Below are 18524 nucleotides of genomic sequence, written 5' to 3' on the forward strand. Positions count from 1 at the left end.
CCTTCGACTGTGCGGTGTGCGTCAGATGTGCGGTGTGCGTCAGTTGGGGGAGGTGAGAGGTCCCGGACGGCGGTGCCGGGGCCCGGCGTCGGCGGTGTTCGGCGGTGTCAGGGCCCGGCGTCGGCGGTGTACGGCGTCAGGTGTCGCCGTGCAGGGAGCGGCGCTGGACCAGGACGGCGGCGACGATGATGGCGCCCTTCGCGATCTGCTGGACAGCGGTCTCCAGGTTGTTCAGGGCGAAGATGTTGGTGATCGTGGTGAAGACCAGGACACCGAGGACGGAGCCGACGATGGTGCCGCGGCCGCCGCTGAGCAGGGTGCCGCCGATGATCGCCGCGGCGATGGCGTCCAGCTCGTAGAGGTTGCCGTTGGTGTTCTGGCCCGAGCCGGCGAGCACGATGAGCATGAAGGCGGCGATACCGCAGCACAGGCCGGACAGCAGGTACAGGTACAGGCGTTGACGGCGAACGTCGATACCGGCGAGCCGGGCGGCCTCCGCGTTGCCGCCGACCGCGACGGTCCGGCGACCGAAGGTGGTGCGGTTGAGCAGCAGCCAGCCGATGACGGTGACCGCGGCAAAGATCAGGACGAGGGGCGGGATGCCGAGGACGTAGGAGTCCCTGGCGCCGAGTTCGAGCACGGACTCGACGCTCACGATCTGGGTGCTGCCGTCCGTGATCTGCAGTGCCAGACCCCGGGCGGAGGCGAGCATGGCCAGCGTCGCGATGAACGGCACCATCCTGCCGTAGGCGATCAGCAGACCGTTCACGAGACCGCATCCCACACCGACGATCACCGCGGTGAAGAGGATGCCCGCGAAGCCGAACTCCTGCGTGGCCACGGTCGTCGCCCACACCGAGGAGAGCGCCACCATGGCGCCGACCGACAGGTCGATGCCGCCGCTGGTGATGACGAACGTCATGCCGACGGTGACGACGCCGATCACGGACGCCTGGGTGAGGACGAGTTGGAGGTTGCTCGTCGACAGGAACTCGTCCGGCGCGGTGATACCGCCGACCGCGACGAGGACGGCGAGGACGCCCAGCAGGGACAGCGTACGCACGTCCCACGGCAGGCCGGGACGGCCCGAACCTGGTTGCTTCCCGGGGGACTTGCTGGCGAACGTCGGCGTCTCCGGCTGTGCCGCGGTGACCGGCTGTGTCATGACGTCGGGCTCCCTTCCATCACAAGGTCGAGTACACGGTGTTCGTCGAGCTCGCGGGCGTCCGCCGTGTGCACGACGCTGCCTTCGCGAAGCACCAGCACCCGGTCGGCGAGGCCCAGGACCTCGGGCACCTCACTGGACACGAGAAGCACGGCCAGACCGTCGTCGGCCAGCCGGCGAATCACCGCGTAGAGCTCCGCCCGGGCGCCGATGTCGACGCCCCTGGTCGGCTCGTCCAGCAGCAGCACCTTGCAGCCCCGCAACAGCCAGCGGGCGAGCACCGCCTTCTGCTGATTGCCGCCGGACAGGGTCCTGATCGCGGCATCGGGATTGTCCGGCCGGAGCGACAGTTCCCGTACCGCCTGATGGGCCGCGGCCCGCTCGGTACGCCGGTCGATCCAGCCCGCGCGGGCGAACCGGGACAGGGTGGACACCGAGACGTTGCTGCTGACGGACTCCAGCATCAGCAGTCCCTGCGCCTTGCGTTCCTCCGGCGCGAGACCGATGCCGGCGCGCACGGCGGCGCGGACGCTGCCGGGGCGCAGGGGCGTGCCCTCCACGAGGACCCGGCCCCCGTCAGGCTTGCGGGCCCCGTAGATCGTCTCCAGGATCTCGCTGCGCCCGGACCCGACGAGCCCGGCCAGACCGACGATCTCGCCGGGCCGCAACTCCAGGTCGACGGGCGCGAACTCCCCTCGCCGGGTGAGCCCTTCGACCTTCAGCACCGGCTCCCGTCCGCTGGCCGACCCTGCCTCGGGGCGCTCGGGGAAGACGTACTCGACGTTGCGCCCGGTCATCAGGGCCACGACCTCATGGGTCGGCGTCGACTCTGCGGGCAGACCGACTGCCACCGACCGGCCCTCCTTCAGGACCGTGACCCGGTCGCCGATCCGCCGGATCTCCTCCAGCCGGTGGGAGATGTAGATGACGGCAACGCCCTCGGCCGTGAGGTCGGCCACGATCCTGAAGAGGTTGTCCACCTCCTCGGGGTCGAGCGCCGCCGACGGCTCGTCCATCACGATGAGCCGCACCTCGTGGGACAGGGCGCGGGCCATGGAGACGATCTGCTGCTGCGCCGCGGACAGTTCACCGACGAGCCCCGAGGGATCGATCTCCGAGTGCCCCAGACGGTTCAGCAGCCTCTCGGTCGCCGCACGGGCGGCGGAGCCGCGCACGACGAACCCGGCGGAGGTCGGTTCGTGTCCGAGGAAGACGTTCTCGGCGACCGACAGCCCCTCGATCAGGTCGAGTTCCTGGTAAATCGTGGCGATGCCCAGCCGCATGGCGGCGATCGGCGAACCCAGGGTCACGGGCTCGCCCTGCCAGGTGATCTCACCGTCGTCAGGCTGGTGGGCCCCGGCGAGCACTTTGATCAACGTGGACTTCCCGGCCCCGTTCTGGCCGAGCAGGCAATGGACTTCACCGGCCTGTACCTCGAGATCCACACCGTCCAGGGCGCGAACGCCCGGGAACGACTTGGTGATACCGGACATGGTGAGCAGGGATGGTCGTGGTGCCATGAGAGATCCCCTCGGCGGATACGGGCCGTGAGCGGGCAGGGCCAGGTTGGGCGGTTGCTGTTGCTGGGCGGCGCTGAAGGGCCCCTGGCGCGGCGAGCCACGGCTCACGGGCCGAGCGAGGCGAGGCAGGCCGGAACGGACCCGTGGTGCGGTGCGCTTCCAAGGGTTGGGTTGATTCTGTGGGTTGCGCTGGTCGTCGGAGAGTTGCGCTGGCCCTGCGAGGCTTGCGCTGCTCTGAGGGTTGCGTGTCGTCCGAGGGTCGCGCTGCCCGTCGGAGAGTTGCGCTGGCCGTCGGGGGCGTGGGCCGCCCCGGGACTTTCGGCAACTGCCCGGGGATTCCCGCGCCTGTCCCGAGGTTGCGGTGGCTCGCCGAAGGTCACGGTGGCACTCGGGGTCGCCGAGAGCACCGTCAGGTGGCCGAGCCGCTTTGAGCGCTCAGTGTCACCCGTGGGGTAGCTGTGGCTGTGACCAGGCACGTCCGGTGGCGGCGCCATCAGGGGGCAGCGACCCCGTCAGGGCGCAGTGGCCCCGTCAAGGGTGGCAGCGGCGCCGCCGGTCGTAGTCGTACGCCGGGGGCCGCCCGCGGTCACGCCGGTGAGAAGACATGGTCGCTGATGAGCCGCGCTGCGCCGATGGCTCCGGCTGCCGGTCCCAACTCACCCAGCACGATGGGCAGGTTGCCCGTGGCCAGCGGCAACGACTGCCGGTACACCTGGGTCCTGACACTGGCCAGCAAGGTGTGTCCGAGCCCGGTCACACCGCCGCCGATCACCACCAGTCCCGGGTTGAAGAAACTGACCAGGCCTGCGATGACCTGCCCCAGACGCTTCCCACCTTCCCGAATCAGCTCCAGAGCCACCGCGTCCCCCGCCGCCGCGGCGGCCGAGACGTCCTCGGCCGACAGACGCCCGGCCGTCTCCAGCCGGAGAGCAAGCTCCACCGACCGGCCCTCACGCGCGGCCTGCTCAGCGTCACGGGCCAACGCGGCGCCGCTGAAGTGGGCTTCCAGGCACCCCTGGTTGCCGCACGCACACGCGCGGCCTCCCGGTTCCACCTGGATGTGACCGATGTCGCCGGCACTGCCGGTCGTCCCTCGATAGACATCGCCGCCGACGACGATGCCGCAGCCGATGCCCGTGCCGATCTTGACGCACAGGAAGTCGCCCACGGAGCGCGCTACGCCCGCGTGCTGCTCCCCCATCGCCATCAGGTTCACGTCGTTGTCGACCATGACCGGGCAGCCCAGGTCCTGGCTGAGTGCCTCCCGGACCGGGAAACCGTCCCAGCCCGGCATGATCGGCGGCGCGACCGGCACACCCTCGGGGAAGCGGACCGGGCCCGGGACGCCGATGCCGGCGCCGTCGAACCCCTCCGCGAGCCCCGTGGCCTTCAGCTTGGCGGCCATGGACAGGACCTGCTCGAAGACCGCGACCGGCCCCTCCCGGACATCCATCGGATGATTCAGATGCCCCAGGACCTCCAACTCCGCGTTCGTCACGGCGACATCGATCGACGTGGCACCGATGTCGACACCGAGGAAACGCAGCGTCGGCGCGAGCCGGATGTTGTGCGACCGTCGACCGCCCCGGGAGGGCGCCAGCCCGTCCGCGACGACCAGCCCCGTCGCCAGCAGCCGGTCCACTTCGACCGCCAGCTTGGAACGGGACAGGTCCACCAGGTCACCCAGCTCGGCTCGAGAGTTGGAGCCGCTGTCACGCAGTAGACGAAGCAGCCGCGCCTGATGTGCGTTCTCAGGTCGCGCGGTCATCCGTCGCACGATCCCTCCCCTCCCCCGCTGCGGGGCCCCCAGGCGTCCGTCGCACCGGCTGCGCCGTCTGCCTGTCGGAGAGGAACGTAACAACCATTTTCCAGACTGGGAAGTACTTACGCGCGAGTAGGGCGCCTCTTCTTCCACTCGCAGGACAAAGTTAGCCGTCCGCCGTCACCCACTCCGGGCGCGCAGACCCTTCGTGTTGCCCCTGTCGATCCTCCCCAACTCCGATAACCGCCGGGGCTACTCCGCGCCGTCCGCCGCCAGGCGCTCCGGCAGACCGAGGCGCGGGAACTGGTCGTCGTGGAACGTGACGATCTCGGCGATCGCCCCGCCGGTGACGCGCAGTACGTCGATCGTCAGCGGCAGGTACGCGCCCTCCGTCTCGCGCCAGAGGTAGAAGGCGGCCGCGGGCTGCCGGTTCACGCGGGTCAGGACCGCACGCAGGCCCGTCATCTCCGCGAAGCCGCCCTCGACCCAGTCCTTCACCACCGCGTCGCGGCCGACATTGAGGCCCGGCGTGGGCGGCATCGAGCAGCGCACGTCGTCCCGCAGCAGTGCGGCGATGCCGTCCAGGTCGGTGGCCACGCTGGCCTCGGTATAACGGCGTACCAACTCACGCGTACCGGCGTCCTGTTCACCGCCGGTCCAGTCCTGCCGCTCGGCGGGAAGGTGCTGCCGCATGCCGGCGCGGGCCCGCTGCAACGCGCTGTTCACCGAGTTGACGGTGTCCCCCAGGCACTCGGCGACATCCTTGGCCGGCCAGCCGAGCACGTCCCGCAGGATCAGCACGGCCCGGGGGCGCGGCGCGAGGTGCTGGACGGCGACGAGGTACGCCAGCTCGATCGTCTCCCGGGCGACGGCGACCGCCTCCGGCTCGTCCGCGTCCGCCGCCGGCAGCTCGTCCAGCAGCCGGTCCGGGTAGGGCTGGAGCCACAGCACCTCGCCCCCGCTCGCGGGCTCCGGACGGACCTTGGCCAGGAGGTCCAGGCAGGTGTTGGTGGCGATCCGGTACAGCCACGCCCGAAGCGTCGACCGCCCTTCGAAGGTCTCCCGCCGCCGCCAGGCACGCAGGAACGTCTCCTGTACGGCGTCCTCGGCGTCCTCGAACGACCCCAGCATCCGGTAGCAGTGCACATGCAGCTCCCGCCGATGCCGCTCCGTCAGCCCCGAGAACGCCACCTCGCCGATGTCGCCCAGGCCACCACTCACGCCCAGCTCACCGAGTCCCGTCTCCGCACCCATCGCCTCGTCCCTCCGCCGCGCCGATCTCCCGTCGTATGTGTGACGGCCGGGGAGACGAAAACTCATCACCAGAGCCGACGAGACGACCGATTGGACTGGACCAAACTATTGACAAGGCTTTACGCCAGATCTTAAATCACGGTGTGAAGTAACCCCCCTGTTGCCTTGGCCCCTTGGCCTCCTGGCCCCTCGGCTCCCCCCACCGCCGCCCGCCGCTCACCGCTTCGCAAGGCCCTCCCCTCCCCTGGGGTGTCATGGGCGTGCCCGATCTTCGACATGTCATGGGCACCCCAACCCGCGATGCAAGTGGCGGCGGCTGACGACAGAACAGGACACGACGTATGACGACAACCCCCCTCCCCAAAACCGCGGTCCGCGGCGCCCTCGGTGCGGCAGTGGCCGCCCTCCTCCTCGGGGCGACCGGCACCCCGGCGGGCGCCGCTGCCGCGGCCGTCGGACAGATCACCGGACTCGGCGGCAAGTGCGTGGACGTGGCGGGCGCCGCCACGGCCAACGGCACCGCCGTACAGCTCTACGACTGCAACGGCAGCGCCGCCCAGCAGTGGGACGTCCGCTCCGACGGCACGATCCGCGCCCTCGGCAAGTGCCTGGACGTGGCCTCCGCGGGCACCGCGAACGGCACCCGGGTCCAGCTGTGGGACTGCAACGGCAGCGGGGCCCAGCAGTGGACCGTCACCGCGGCGCGCGACATCGTCAACCCGCAGGCCGACAAATGCCTGGACGCGACCGGCAGCAGCTCGGCGAACGCGACCCCGCTGCAGATCTGGACCTGCACCGGCGCCGCCAACCAGAAGTGGACCGCCCCCGCCGGCGACACCCCGGCGCCGGGTCCGGGCGCGATGGCGGTCGCGCCGTACCTCTACAACGGCTGGGGCAGCCCGCCGAGCCCCACCACCGTGATGAACGCGACCGGCGTCAAGTGGTTCACGCTCGCCTTCGTGCTCAGCAACGGCTACTGCAACCCCCAGTGGGACGGCAACCGTCCGCTGACCGGCGGTGTCGACCAGCAGACGATCAACACCGTGCGGGGCGCGGGCGGCGACGTCATCCCGTCCTTCGGCGGCTGGAGCGGCAACAAGCTGGAGAGTTCCTGCGGCAGCGTGGGCGAACTGGCCACCGCCTACCAGAAGGTCATCAACGCCTACGGGCTCAAGGCGATCGACATCGACATCGAGGCGGCGGCCTACGACAGCCCGACCGTGCAGCAACGCACCGTCGACGCCCTGAAGACGGTCAAGGCCAACAACCCCGGCATCAAGGTGTACGTCACCTTCGGCACCGGCCAGAACGGGCCGGACAGCAGCCTGATCAACAAGGCCGCCGCGTCCGGGCTCACCGTGGACAGTTGGACGATCATGCCGTTCAACTTCGGCGGGGCCGGCCAGAACATGGGCCAGCTCACCGTCCGCGCCGCCGAGGGTCTGAAGACCGCGGTCAAGAACGCGTACGGCTACAGCGACGACCAGGCCTACCGGCACACCGGGATCTCCTCGATGAACGGCATCACGGACAACGGCGAGACGGTGACCGTCGCCGACTTCCGCACCATCCTCGCCTACGCCCAGCAGCGACACCTGGCCCGGCTGACCTTCTGGTCCGTCAACCGTGACCGCCCCTGCACCGGCGGCGGCGCCGACACCTGCTCGGGCGTCTCCCAACAGCCCTGGGAATTCACCCGCGTCTTCGCCCAGTACAGCGGCTGACCACCCCCATCACCGCACCCATCACCGCTCCCACCCCCCGTCTCTGGCCGCTTCGGCGGCAGGAGGAGCAGTCATGCCCCGACCCACCCGACCACGGCCCCTTCACCCCGTCCACCTGCGCGACCGTCCCGTCGAGTCATCCGTAAGACGGCTCGCGGCGAAGCTGCTGACCCTGCTGGCGCTCGTCCTGGCGTTCACCACGCCCGCCCCCTCCGTGTCCGCCGCGCCCCAGGCCGACCCGTTCAAGGTGATCGCCTTCTACAACGGCACCTGGGACGCCGCCCACATCGACTTCGTGAAGGAAGCCAACGAGTGGTTTCCCCGGGCCGGCGCGGAGAACAACTTCACCTACCGCGCGACCACCGACTGGAACCTGCTGGCGAACGGCGGCGTGAACGACTACCAGGTCGTGCTGTTCCTCGACGACGCCCCGCCCACGGCCGCCCAACAGGCGGGCTTCGAGCGGTACATGCGCGCCGGCGGGGGCTGGCTGGGCTTCCATGTCTCGGCGTTCACCACCAACGCCGGGGAATGGCCCTGGTACTACAACACCTTCCTCGGCAGCGGCACCTTCCGCTCGAACACCTGGGGCCCGACGACGGCGGTCCTGCGCACCGAGGACCGCACCCACCCGGCCACCGCCGCGCTTCCCGCGACGTTCACCTCGGCGGTCAGCGAGTGGTACAGCTGGTCCAACGACCTGCGGACCAACCCGAACATCAAGGTGCTGGCCTCCGTCGACCCCAGCAGCTTCCCCCTGGGTACGGATCCCAACCAGTCCTGGTACAGCGGCTATTACCCGATCCTGTGGACCAACACCCAGTACCGGATGCTGTACGCGAACTTCGGGCACAACGCCATGAACTACGACACCAACACCCGGCTGTCCTCGACGTTCGCCAGTCCCACCCAGAACCGCTTCCTCATCGACGGGCTCAAGTGGCTCGGCGGCGCAGGCGGCAGCCCCGCACCCACCGACCCCATCTCCGAGACCACCTGGTACTCGCTGACGAGCAGCGCGGGCGCGGTCTGCGCCGACGCACGCGGTGCGGCCACCGCCAACGGCACGGCCGTCCAGCAGTACTCCTGCAACGGCACACTCGCCCAGCAGTTCCAGTTCCGCTCAACCGACAGCGGATACACACGTATCGCCAACCGCGGCAATCCCCAGCAGGTCATCGACGTCACCAACGTGTCCACCGCCGACAACGCGCCCCTGCAACTGTGGACGTACGGCTCAGGCACCAACCAGCAGTGGTTGCCGGTACGCGAGAGCGGCGGCACCTATCACTTCGTCGCCCGGCACAGCGGCAAGTGCCTGAGCACGAACGGCATGTCCAGCAACAGCGTGCAGCTCGTACAGCGCACCTGCGACAACTCGGCCGCGCAGAGCTTCCGACTGACCGCTCAGCCCTGACAGAGTTCGCCCGCGTCCTTGCCGACCTTGGCGGGGCTTGACACCAGCACGGCCACCAGGCTGGGCGCCGGATGCGCCCGCTTCCCGGCCGTCAGGGGGACGTCCTCCGTGCCGCGGGGGCCAGTCCGCAGGTGCCCGACCTCGATGTGCCGTCCTGTCCGGTCAGCTCCACGACGAGCTGGCCCTCGGGGTCCACGCCGTAGGCGATCGTGCAGGTCAGCTGCCGTAGAGCGGTGCTGTCCAACCCTGCCAGGGTCAGCGGTACGCGGGCGGTGACCCTGCCGCCCGAGGGGGAACCGATCTCGACGTGGGCGCCGCGGGTGAGGGCGGGGAGGGCGGTGCTCAGGCCCGCGGCCCGGTCCAGTTCCCGCGGGCCGGCGAGCAGTGCGAGGACGACCTTCTCCGTCGGCACCGGTTCCTCCGGGTCACCGGTGTTCTGGCCTTCCGCACCCGCCACCTCGTACTCGCCGCCCAACCCTGCCGAGGGGCCGGTCGTGCGGATCACGGGGCTCAGGTCTCCGTCGGGGGAACGGAAGAAGAGCAGCATGTCGTACTCGCGGTTGAGGAAGGCCTGGACGCTGGCGGGGCCGCCTGCCTCGATGACGTCGCTCTCCTGGATCCCGCAGCCGCCGAGCAGGGGCAGGGCGGCCGTGACGGCCATGGCGACGGCGACGGCGGACGTACGTCGCCTCATCCGCAGGTCTCCTCCGTGTACAGCGGGATCTCGACGGCGAAGACGGCACCGCCCCCGGCACGGTTCCCCGCGTGGATCGTTCCGCCGTGCAGCTTCACGTTCTCCAGCGTGATCGCCAGCCCCAGGCCACTGCCCGTCGAACGGGTGCGGGCCGCGTCGGCCTTGTAGAAGCGGTCGAAGATGTGCGGGAGCACCTCCGGCCGGATGCCGGGGCCGCTGTCCATGACGTCGGTGATCAGCACGGGCGGGCCCGGGTCGCGCGCCTCGCTGCGCAGCCGCACGGTGACGGGTGCGCCGCCGTGGCGCAGGGCGTTGCCGACGAGGTTGGCGATCACCACGTCGAAACGGCGTGGGTCGAGCCGGGCCCGGATACCGTCGGGCAGTTCGACGCGGATCCGGTCGTCGGTCCAGTGCCGGTTGTGGAGGGTCTTGCGGATGGCCTCGGCCACGTCGACCTCGTCGGTGTTCAACTCGGCCGCGCGGGCGTCGAAGCGGGAGATCTCCATCAGGTCCTCGACGAGCACCGCGAGCTTCCCGGTCTCGGCGCTGACCAGCCGGACGGCCCTGGCGGTGTCGGCGTCCAGGCCCTCCGCGCCGTCGTCGAGGATCTCGGTGACGGCGAGCATTCCGGCGAGGGGGGTGCGCAGTTCGTGGGACACGTCGGAGGCGAAGCGGCGGGCGCGTGCCTCGGCCTCGCGCAGTTCCCGCACGGACTGCTCCAGTTGCCCCGCCGACGCGTTGAACGTGCGGGCCAGGTCCGTCAGTTCGTCGCTGCCGCGTACCGGGATCCTGGTGTCGAGCTTGCCGCTGCCCATGCTCAGGGCCGCCTCGCGGAGTTTGCGCACCGGACGCAGCACGCTCCGCGCGGCGATCAGACCAGGGATCAGCGCGGCCGCCAGACCGGGCACGGCGCCGTCCCGCCCGGCCGTCAGCAGGGCGTCGACGTTGACCTGCTCGTCGGTCATCCGCATGACGGCGTACAGGACGAGTCCGGTGGGCAGCACACTGTCCGGGCTCGCCTTGAACACGGTGGGCATGGCGATGGTCAGGTAGGGGACGCCGTCCTTGACGACCCGCTCGAAGCTGCCGTGCGGGTCGGCCCGCGCGGCGCGGCGCAGTTCGGGCGTGATGACGGTGGAGACGGGGTTCTCGCCCGAGGAAGCGCGGAGGGAACCGTACTCGGCGAACACCACCCAGGGGTGCGGCTTGCCCTTGCGGGCGATGTCGCGCAGGACCTCCTCCAGCCCCTCCTCCCGCACCGGCAAGGAGAAACCGGTCTGCTGGACCTGGTCGCGGAACGACGAGACCGCCGTGTCCTGCGCCGTCTTCAACAGGGCGTTGCGGGCCTCACGGTAGGTCAGGGCGGCCGTCGTGCCCGCGCTGACGGCGGCGACCAGAAGGAAGGCCAGCAACAGCCGCGTACGCAGCCCGAACGCCCTCATCCGCCACCGCTCGCCGACGGTCACAGCGGCCCGAAGCGGTAGCCGAAGCCCCGCAGGGTCTGGACGTAGCGAGGGCTGCCGGCCTCGTCCTCGATCTTGCCGCGCAGCCGACGGACGCACGCGTCCACGAGGCGGGCGTCGGCGTGGAAGCTGTGCTCCCACACGTGCTCCAGCAGTTGCTGCCTGCTGAACACCTGCTCCGGGGCGGCGGACAGGTGCAGCAGCAACTTGAGTTCCGAGGGGGCGAGTTCGAGTCGGCGGCCGGCTTTGGTGACGGTCAACCCGGCGCGGTCGACGGTGAGTTCGCCGTAGACCTCGATGGCCGGACGGCCCGGGCCGCTGTCGTCCAGGCGGCGCAGTACGGCACGGATGCGGGCCTCGATCACCTCGGGGCGAGCGGGTTTGACGATGTAGTCGTCGGCGCCGGCCTCGAGACCGATGACGACGTCGAAGTCGTCGCCGCGCGCGGTGAGCATGATGATCGGGAGCTGGCTGTGCTCACGGACCTGCCGGCACACCTGGACGCCGGTCATGCCGGGCAGCATCAGGTCCAGGAGCAGCAGGTCGGGGCGGAACTCGGCCAGCGCGGCCAGGCCGGACTCGCCGGTCGCGGTCGCCCGTACCTCGTGGCCGCGGCGGCGCAGACCGAGTTCGACCCCCTCGCGTACGAAGGGGTCGTCCTCGATGAGGAGCACGCGGGGCATGGGCAGTTCTCCCTAGGTGAAGGTCAGATCCGGGACCGTCGCCGGCGGAGGCCGGAGAGCAGCGCGGTGAGCTCGGCCAGTCGCAGCGGACGGGCCAGCAGGGCGAAGGTGAGGACGACGGCGACCGCCCCGGCAGTTGCGGAGACCAGGGAACCGGCCCGTGCCGTGCCCAGGGTCGCGAGGTGGCCCAGAGCGGTGGCGGGCAGCGCCGCGAGCAGCAGCCGCGCGTGCGCGCCGGCGGCGGACGAGCGCAGCGGGTGCGCGACGGCGAGCCGGCGGCTCAGCACGAGCCCGGTCACCGCCCAGCCCACGCACAGCGCCAGCGAGTACGCCCCCGCCATGCCCGTCACGGCCCAGCGGGCCGGCAGCAGCTGTGCGGCCAGCAGGGACAGTCCCGCGTTCAGGGCGACGATCACCAGGTTGAGCAGGAACGGCGTACGGGTGTCGGAGAGCGCGTAGAAGGCGCGGGACAGCACGTACTGGCCGGACAGGGCGATGAGTCCCGGTGCGAAGGCCATGAGGATCCCGGCCATGGCGGCCGTGTCGTCGGCGCTGGTCCTGCCGTGGCCGAAGACGAGGGCCGTCACCGGCTGGGCGAGGGCGAACAGGGCGCAGGCGGCGGGGACGACGGCCGCGGCGCACACGCGCAGGGCGTGGGAGACGTCGCGTCGCACGGCCGCGGTGTCCCCGTCGGCGGCGGCCGCGCTCATCCGGGGCATGAGCGCGGTCACCACGGAGACGGTGATGATGCCGTGCGGTACGACCCACAGGGCATAGGCGTTGTTGTACGCGCCGTATCCGGGGCCGCCGTCGAGGCCGGCGGTCGTGGCCAGCCGGGTGGTGACCCAGTAGGCGGCCTGGTTGGCCAGGACGAGCAGCACCAGCCAGCCCGCCGAGCGCAGGGGCCGGGTCAGTCCGCTGCCGCGCCAGTCGAAGCGGGGCCGCCAGCGGAAGCGGGCCGCGCGCAGGGCGGGGAGCAGAGCGAGTGCCTGGACGGCGATGCCGGCGGTCGTGCCCCAGCCGAGCACGGCGGTCTCGGTCGGCGTCAGCAGACGGCCGTCCCCGCCCATGGCCAGGGCCAGGTAGATGCCGAAGACGGTCATGACGACGACGTTGTTCAGGACCGGCGCCCACATCATCGCGCCGAACCGGCCCCGTGCGTTGAGTACTTGCCCGAGCAGCGTGAACAGTCCGAGGAAGAAGATCTGGGGCAGGCAGTAGCGGGCGAGCGCGATGGTCATGGCCGCCTGCGGGCCGGTGTAGTCGGTGTACGCGTCGATGATCGCGGGAGCCGCCCACACCGCGGTCGCGGTGATCACCAGCAGGGCGACGACGCACACGGTGACGAGGCGGTCGGTGTAGGCGGCACCCCCGTCCTCGTGCTCCTTGGCGGCCTTGACCAGCTCCGGGACGAACACTGCGTTCAACGCGCCGCCCAACAGCAGCACGTAGACGATGGTGGGCAGGGCGTTGCCGACCGCGTAGCCGTCGGCGGTCGGCCCGATGGTGCCCAGCGCCGCCGCGACCACGGCGGAGCGGACGAAACCGGTGGCGCGGGAGACGACCGATCCGGCGGCCATGACGGCGCTGCCGCGGGCTGCGGAGACCGCCTTGGTCCCCTTCCGCGCGCTGGTCGACCTGGTCGATGTCTGTTGTTTCATCGGCGGTTCAGATATGCCTGGAAAGCGCGGTGAAGCGCGTGGTTGGCGCTGCCGCCCAAGGCCCTCTCCCATTCCCCCAGCGTCTCGACGACCTGCCCTCCGGTGCCGAGCTTCCACCGCAGCAGTCCGTACGAACGTTCTTCCGGATCGAGAGTGGAGGGTACCCCGCGCATGTCGTAGACGTGGGCGCCGAGGGCATGGGCGTCCAGCAGCATCCGCCACTGGAGGGCGTTGGAGGGCCGGACCTCGCGGCGGTGGTCGGCCGAGGCTCCGGTCTGGTACCAGGCCCGGCGACCCACCGTGATCATGGTGTGGGCGGCCAGGATCTCCCCCTGATGACGGGCCAGGTACAGCTTCATCCGGCCCGGTTCCTCGGCGTTGAGCGCGGCGTACTGACGCTCGTAGTAGGCGAGCGAGCGGCCGAGCCGGAAGCCGTCGCGGCGCTCGGTGATGCCCAGCAGCCGGTAGAACTCCGGGAGTTCGGCCGCACTGCCCACCACCACCTCCACGCCCTCCTTCTGGGCCCGGCGCACGTTGCGCCGCCATTCCTGGTTGAGTCCGGACCACAGATCCTCGGTGGTCCGTCCGGCGAGTGGTACGTGGAAGACGTGCCGGGGCTGGGCGTCCGCGCCCTCCTGGGTGCCGTCACCACCGCAGCGGCGCCAGCCGCGTGCCCGCAGCCGCTCGGCGACGGCGGTGCCGAGCGGGTCGACCTCACTGGCGAGGACGTCGCCCAGGTGTCGGCCCGGACCGGCGAGCGGCTTGAGCAGGGCGGCGTCCCAGCGCCGATAGGCGGGCGACGGGCCGATGCGCACGGCGAACGCGCCCGCGCGGCGCAGGTGTTCGAGGAGCGGATCGAGCCAGCCGTCGACGTCGGGGTCGTTCCAGTCGGCCACGGGCCCCTCGGGCAGGTAGGCGAAGTACTTGCGGGTGCCGGGGAACTGCCGCATCAGCACCAGCGCCACACCCGCGAGCGCCCCTGCCTCCGGATCCGGGCCCCACCCGAGCAGGTGAGCACGCCAGCCCTCCTTGACGTCGGCCCAGGACGGGCATTGCAGGAAGCCGGCGCCGAGCGCGGCACCGTCGGGGGACGCGAGGAAGGCCCGGTAGGTCCGAGCGGTGATGGTCCGCAGGGCGAAGCCCCGGTTGCCCGATCGGCACACGCGGCTGGGTGGGACGAGCAGCGCTGACACAGTCTGAGCCTCTCCTTCTCCCCGGACCCTGTTCGCGGGGACGCAAAGGATGCTCACAGCGGACCGTGACCGCTCCGCGCGGCGAATGTGACCGGACCATGACCGTTCCTCACCAGTCGCCGTCACACAGCCCGATCGCGGCTGACCTCGGGTTTTCCGGCTCTACAGTCACGACATCGTCCGACTTGCCCACCCGTTGTCGTCTCCCCGGAGGTTCCGATGTCCCGCACCCGAGCAGTCACCCCGGCCCGCGTCAGGGCCGCCGTCGTGGCCGCGCTGCTGGTGCCGCTCGCCGCCTGCTCGTCGAACGCCTCCCCCGGCGCCCAGGACGCCAAGCCTGCACCGGGCGCCGACGACCGTCCCGTCAAGGTCACCGTCACCCCTCAGGGAGACCAGGTGCGGGCGGGCCGGTCCGTGCGCGTCACGGCCGCGGGCGGCCGCCTCACCTCGGTCACCGTCACCGACGCCGAGGGCCACCGGCTCGCCGGGAAGCTTGCCGCCGACGGCCGGTCGTGGCTCTCCACCCGCAAGGCCGTACCCGGGGCGGCGTACGCGGTGACGGCGGCGACCAGAACCGAGGGCGGAGCCACCAGGAGCACCAAGGCCTCCTTCACCACGGCCCCGGCGGACAAGGTCAACAAGGTCGACTGGAGGCCGGGCGCCGCGGCCACCGTCGGTGTCGCCCAGCCGATCTCGCTGGTCTTCGACAACCCGGTCAAGAACAAGGCCGAGGTCGAGAAACAGCTCAAGGTCACCACCTCGAACAACACCGAGGGCTCCTGGGGTTGGATCCAGGACTGGTCGGGCCGGGACCGGGTGGACTGGCGGCCCAGGACGTACTGGAAGCCCGGGACCAAGGTGACGCTGAACGCCCGGTTGAACGGCACCGACTCGGGTGCGGGGGGCGGCTGGTTCGTACGCGACTACACGACCTCATTCACCATCGGCGCCCGGCAGATCGTCAAGGTCGACCTCGACAGCCATCAGCTCACCCTCCTGCGCGACGGCGAGCCGGTCCGGCTCATACCCGTCTCCGGTGGCACCCCCGGCGGCGACCGGCGCTCCTGGCGCGGGACCGCCGTGCTCATGGCCAAGGAGGGCACCATCAACATGAACTCCGAGACGGTCGGCCTCGCCAACGCCTACGACAAGATGGTCGACTACTCGATGCGGCTGACCTGGTCGGGCATGTACGCGCACGCCGCCCCGTGGAACGCCCGCTACTTCGGCAACGCGAACCACAGTTCCGGCTGCATAGGCATGAGCGACGCGGACGCAGCCTGGTTCTACCAGCAGGTACGGCCGGGCGACCCCTTCGAGATCACCGGCAAGGAGACCAAGGGCGTGGTCGCCCCCGGGAACGGGTTCGGCGCGTGGAACCTCTCGTGGGGCGAGTGGCGGGGGAAGAGCGCGGTGCGTTGAGGAGGGGGCCGGTCCGCGGGTGCATGGGTGCTCAGGTCGCGGTGTGCAGGAGTGCGGGTGCGTGGGTGCACGGGTGCACGGATCCGCAGGCGCGCGGGTGCGCGGGTCGCGGTGCACAGGTGTGCAGGTGTGAGGTGCACTGCGCGTAGGTGTGGGGATGGCAGGTGCGCCGGTGGCGGATGTGCGGGCGGGAGGTGTGCGGGCGGCGGGTGTGCAGTGCTCCCAGCCACACGGTCCCCTGCGTGAAGGCCGCGGGGTCCGCCGTGCGGCGCTGTCAGCGCGCGCCCTGCCCCGATCTGGCATCGACTGTCTTGTACGAGGTTTCCGGCGGGCGGCACCGACGGCCCTGCCGCCCCGGCCTCGACCACTCCGAGGAGGGCGTACATGTCCGACGACGCGACGACGACGAACCAGCGGACCGAGGAGCAGCGGAGGGCGCTGGCGGAAGCCGCGGCACTGGTCGCCGGCGCACAGCGCGAGGCCATGGAGATCCTGCGGAGAGGGGGCACGGAGTTGCTGCCCGAGGAGCGCGAGTGGTTCGCGGCAGACCGCTGCATGGCGCAACTGCCCCCGCCGCCGGTCCATCACACCTGCCTCTGCCCGCGTTACCGGGGCAGCAATGGCGAGCCCTGCCGGAACACCTTCACCGACTACACCGAGGGCGATGTCGACGGGGGCCACGCGATCGTGCGCTGCGGGCATCCGCAGGACAGCCATGGTCAGATCTGAGCGGCGCCCTTCAACGGCGACCTGGGGCACGTCGAGTCCTGCCGTGCGTCGCATGTCGCAGGACACGCGCCTCTTCGATGGCTCGATCATGACGACTCGACCCCCGGGATGCGCCGTAGGGCGTGGTGATCGGCCTGCGTCACCCGTCGCGCCCCGCCGAAGCTGGCGCAATGACGCCACTCATGCGATAAACCGTGATCGACCGATTATCACCGCTTCGAAGTAAGCAGCCGGGATCTCCGGGCGAGCCGCTCCGACCGGCCATTATCGTCCTTCGCGTGGATGAATCGTCGGATTCCTCCCTGCCTCGTGCCCGTCCCCCGCTCCCCCAACCGGCGCACATCTGTGCGCCCACGCCCGGCCACGCAAGGAGTACCCCACCCCGATGACCGTGGACAGCAGCCCGGAGGTCCAGGCCGCCGCACCAGCCGTGCCGCGACAGTCGCTGAGCACCGCCGCCGCACGCAACCTCACCACCACCACGAAGTCCGCCCCGCAGATGCAGGAGATCACCTCCCGCTGGCTGCTGCGGATGCTCCCCTGGGTCGAGACCACGGGCGGCGCCTACCGGGTCAACCGACGGTTGCGTCATACCGTCGGCGACGGCCGCGTCGAGTTCGTGCAAGAGGGTGCCACGGTCCGTGTGATCCCGCGCGAGCTGGGCGAACTGGCCCTGCTGCGGGGCTTCGAGGACACCGACGTCCTCTCCGCCCTCGCCTCGCGCTGCGTCCAGCGCGACTTCACCGCCGGCGAGGTCATCGTCGAGCGCGGCAGCCCGGCGGACGGCATCCACCTCATCGCCCACGGACGGATCAGCCAGTCCGGTGTGGGCAAGTACGGCGGGGAGATCGCCATCGCGGTCCTCGCGGACGGTGCCCACTTCGGCGAGCACGCCCTGTTGGACGCCGACGCACGCCACGAGCACACGGCCACCGCCGAGACCTCCGGCACCCTCCTCACCCTCTCCCGCGCCGACTTCGCCGCCGTGCGGGACTCGGCGCCCGCTCTCCAGGCCCACACACGCGAGTTCGAATCCGCCACTCGGCGACGGATGAACAAGCACGGCGAGGCCGAGATCGCCATGTCGGCCGGTCATGTCGGCGAGGTCGACGTGCCGAGCGCCTTCGTCGACTACGAACTCAACCCGCGGGAGTACGAACTCTCCGTCGCCCAGACCATCCTGAGGGTCCACACCAGGGTCACCGACCTCTACAACGGGCCGATGAACCAGACCGAGGAGCAACTCCGGCTGACCATCGAGGCGTTGCGCGAACGCCAGGAGCACGAACTGATCAACAACCGCGAGTTCGGACTGCTGCACAACGCCGACTTCAAGCAGCGCATCCCGACCCACTCCGGCCCTCCGACCCCGGACGACATGGATGATCTGCTCTGTCGCCGCCGCGGCACCAAGTTCTTCCTCGCCCACCCGAGGACGATCGCCGCGATCGGGCGCGGCTTCAACGCCTACGGCCTCTACCCTGAGCACGTCGATCTCGGCGGACAGTCCGTCCCGGCCTGGCGCGGCGTCCCGATCCTGCCCTGCAACAAGATCCCGATCAGCAAGGACCAGACCAGCTCCATCCTCGCCATGCGCACGGGCGAGAAGAACCAGGGCGTCATCGGCCTGTGGCAGACAGGACTGCCGGACGAGGTCGAGCCGGGCCTCTCGGCACGCTTCATGGGCATCAACGAGCAGGCGGTCATCTCCTACCTCGTCAGCACGTACTACTCCGCCGCGGTGCTTCTCCCCGACGCGCTCGGCGTGATGGAGAACGTGCAGATCGCCCGCGTACGGGATTGAGGGCGCGCCACGCGGAACGGGCTGCCGCCCCGC

The 18524-nt window shown here is 70.7% G+C and carries 14 protein-coding genes; 5 read left to right on the forward strand and 9 right to left on the reverse strand.

Annotated features, from left to right (window positions below; genetic code table 11):
* Positions 1-136 precede the first annotated feature (136 nt).
* The 4 genes from ACH41F_RS15620 to ACH41F_RS15635 all read right to left on the reverse strand — a co-directional run bounded on the left by ACH41F_RS15620 (position 137) and on the right by ACH41F_RS15635 (position 5701).
* Positions 137-1165, reverse strand: coding sequence for an ABC transporter permease (locus ACH41F_RS15620; protein ID WP_398835880.1), 1029 nt, complete (start codon positions 1163-1165; stop codon positions 137-139).
* On the reverse strand, positions 1162-2685 hold the full coding sequence (locus ACH41F_RS15625; RefSeq protein WP_391230968.1) for an ATP-binding cassette domain-containing protein: 1524 nt from the start codon (positions 2683-2685) through the stop codon (positions 1162-1164). The genes ACH41F_RS15620 and ACH41F_RS15625 overlap by 4 nt, the downstream gene beginning before the upstream one ends.
* Positions 2686-3271: 586 nt before the next feature.
* Positions 3272-4453 carry an ROK family protein gene (locus tag ACH41F_RS15630; RefSeq protein ID WP_398835883.1) on the reverse strand — a complete coding sequence of 394 codons (1182 nt, stop codon included), beginning with the start codon at positions 4451-4453 and terminating at the stop codon, positions 3272-3274.
* 246 nt (positions 4454-4699) lie between these two features.
* Entirely contained in the window at positions 4700-5701 is a 1002-nt protein-coding gene (locus tag ACH41F_RS15635; RefSeq protein ID WP_391230967.1) for an RNA polymerase subunit sigma-70, read from the reverse strand.
* A 341-nt stretch (positions 5702-6042) separates the two neighbouring features.
* Between ACH41F_RS15635 and ACH41F_RS15640 the strand changes: the two genes are divergently transcribed.
* Together ACH41F_RS15640 and ACH41F_RS15645 are read left to right on the forward strand one after the other, a co-directional pair.
* Positions 6043-7425: a ricin-type beta-trefoil lectin domain protein gene (locus ACH41F_RS15640; RefSeq protein WP_398835887.1), complete on the forward strand. Its 1383-nt coding sequence runs from the start codon at positions 6043-6045 to the stop codon at positions 7423-7425.
* 73 nt (positions 7426-7498) lie between these two features.
* Positions 7499-8842 carry a ThuA domain-containing protein gene (locus ACH41F_RS15645; RefSeq protein ID WP_398835890.1) on the forward strand — a complete coding sequence of 448 codons (1344 nt, stop codon included), beginning with the start codon at positions 7499-7501 and terminating at the stop codon, positions 8840-8842.
* A gap of 91 nt (positions 8843-8933) precedes the next feature.
* On the opposite strand, the gene ACH41F_RS15650 is transcribed toward ACH41F_RS15645, so the two are convergent.
* The 5 genes from ACH41F_RS15650 to ACH41F_RS15670 are packed head-to-tail and all read right to left on the reverse strand — an operon-like array spanning position 8934 to position 14536.
* The gene (locus ACH41F_RS15650) at positions 8934-9536 is read right to left on the reverse strand and encodes a hypothetical protein (protein WP_391230964.1); all 603 of its coding nucleotides are present in this window, start codon (positions 9534-9536) and stop codon (positions 8934-8936) included.
* A complete protein-coding gene (locus ACH41F_RS15655; RefSeq protein ID WP_391230963.1) occupies positions 9533-10978 on the reverse strand; it encodes an ATP-binding protein in 1446 nt (481 codons plus the stop codon). Before ACH41F_RS15655 ends, ACH41F_RS15650 begins: the two co-directional genes overlap by 4 nt.
* Before the next feature lie 20 nt (positions 10979-10998).
* Positions 10999-11682 (reverse strand): response regulator, encoded by a 684-nt coding sequence (locus tag ACH41F_RS15660; protein ID WP_391230962.1) that lies wholly within the window; start codon positions 11680-11682, stop codon positions 10999-11001.
* A gap of 23 nt (positions 11683-11705) precedes the next feature.
* The gene (murJ, locus tag ACH41F_RS15665; RefSeq protein WP_398835895.1) at positions 11706-13343 is read right to left on the reverse strand and encodes a murein biosynthesis integral membrane protein MurJ; all 1638 of its coding nucleotides are present in this window, start codon (positions 13341-13343) and stop codon (positions 11706-11708) included.
* Positions 13340-14536, reverse strand: a complete 1197-nt coding sequence (locus ACH41F_RS15670) for a peptidoglycan bridge formation glycyltransferase FemA/FemB family protein (protein ID WP_391230959.1) — start codon at positions 14534-14536, stop codon at positions 13340-13342. The genes murJ and ACH41F_RS15670 overlap by 4 nt, the downstream gene beginning before the upstream one ends.
* Before the next feature lie 219 nt (positions 14537-14755).
* Between ACH41F_RS15670 and ACH41F_RS15675 the strand changes: the two genes are divergently transcribed.
* From ACH41F_RS15675 to ACH41F_RS15685, 3 genes are all read left to right on the forward strand, one after another.
* Positions 14756-15958 (forward strand): Ig-like domain-containing protein, encoded by a 1203-nt coding sequence (locus tag ACH41F_RS15675; RefSeq protein WP_398835898.1) that lies wholly within the window; start codon positions 14756-14758, stop codon positions 15956-15958.
* A gap of 384 nt (positions 15959-16342) precedes the next feature.
* Positions 16343-16687, forward strand: coding sequence for a DUF6422 family protein (locus ACH41F_RS15680; protein ID WP_398835901.1), 345 nt, complete (start codon positions 16343-16345; stop codon positions 16685-16687).
* A 385-nt stretch (positions 16688-17072) separates the two neighbouring features.
* A complete protein-coding gene (locus tag ACH41F_RS15685) occupies positions 17073-18491 on the forward strand; it encodes a family 2B encapsulin nanocompartment shell protein (protein WP_398835904.1) in 1419 nt (472 codons plus the stop codon).
* Positions 18492-18524: the final 33 nt, after the last annotated feature.

It is taken from the genome of Streptomyces sp. NPDC020489 (assembly GCF_044386545.1).
In the GTDB taxonomy this organism is placed as follows: Bacteria; Actinomycetota; Actinomycetes; order Streptomycetales; family Streptomycetaceae; genus Streptomyces.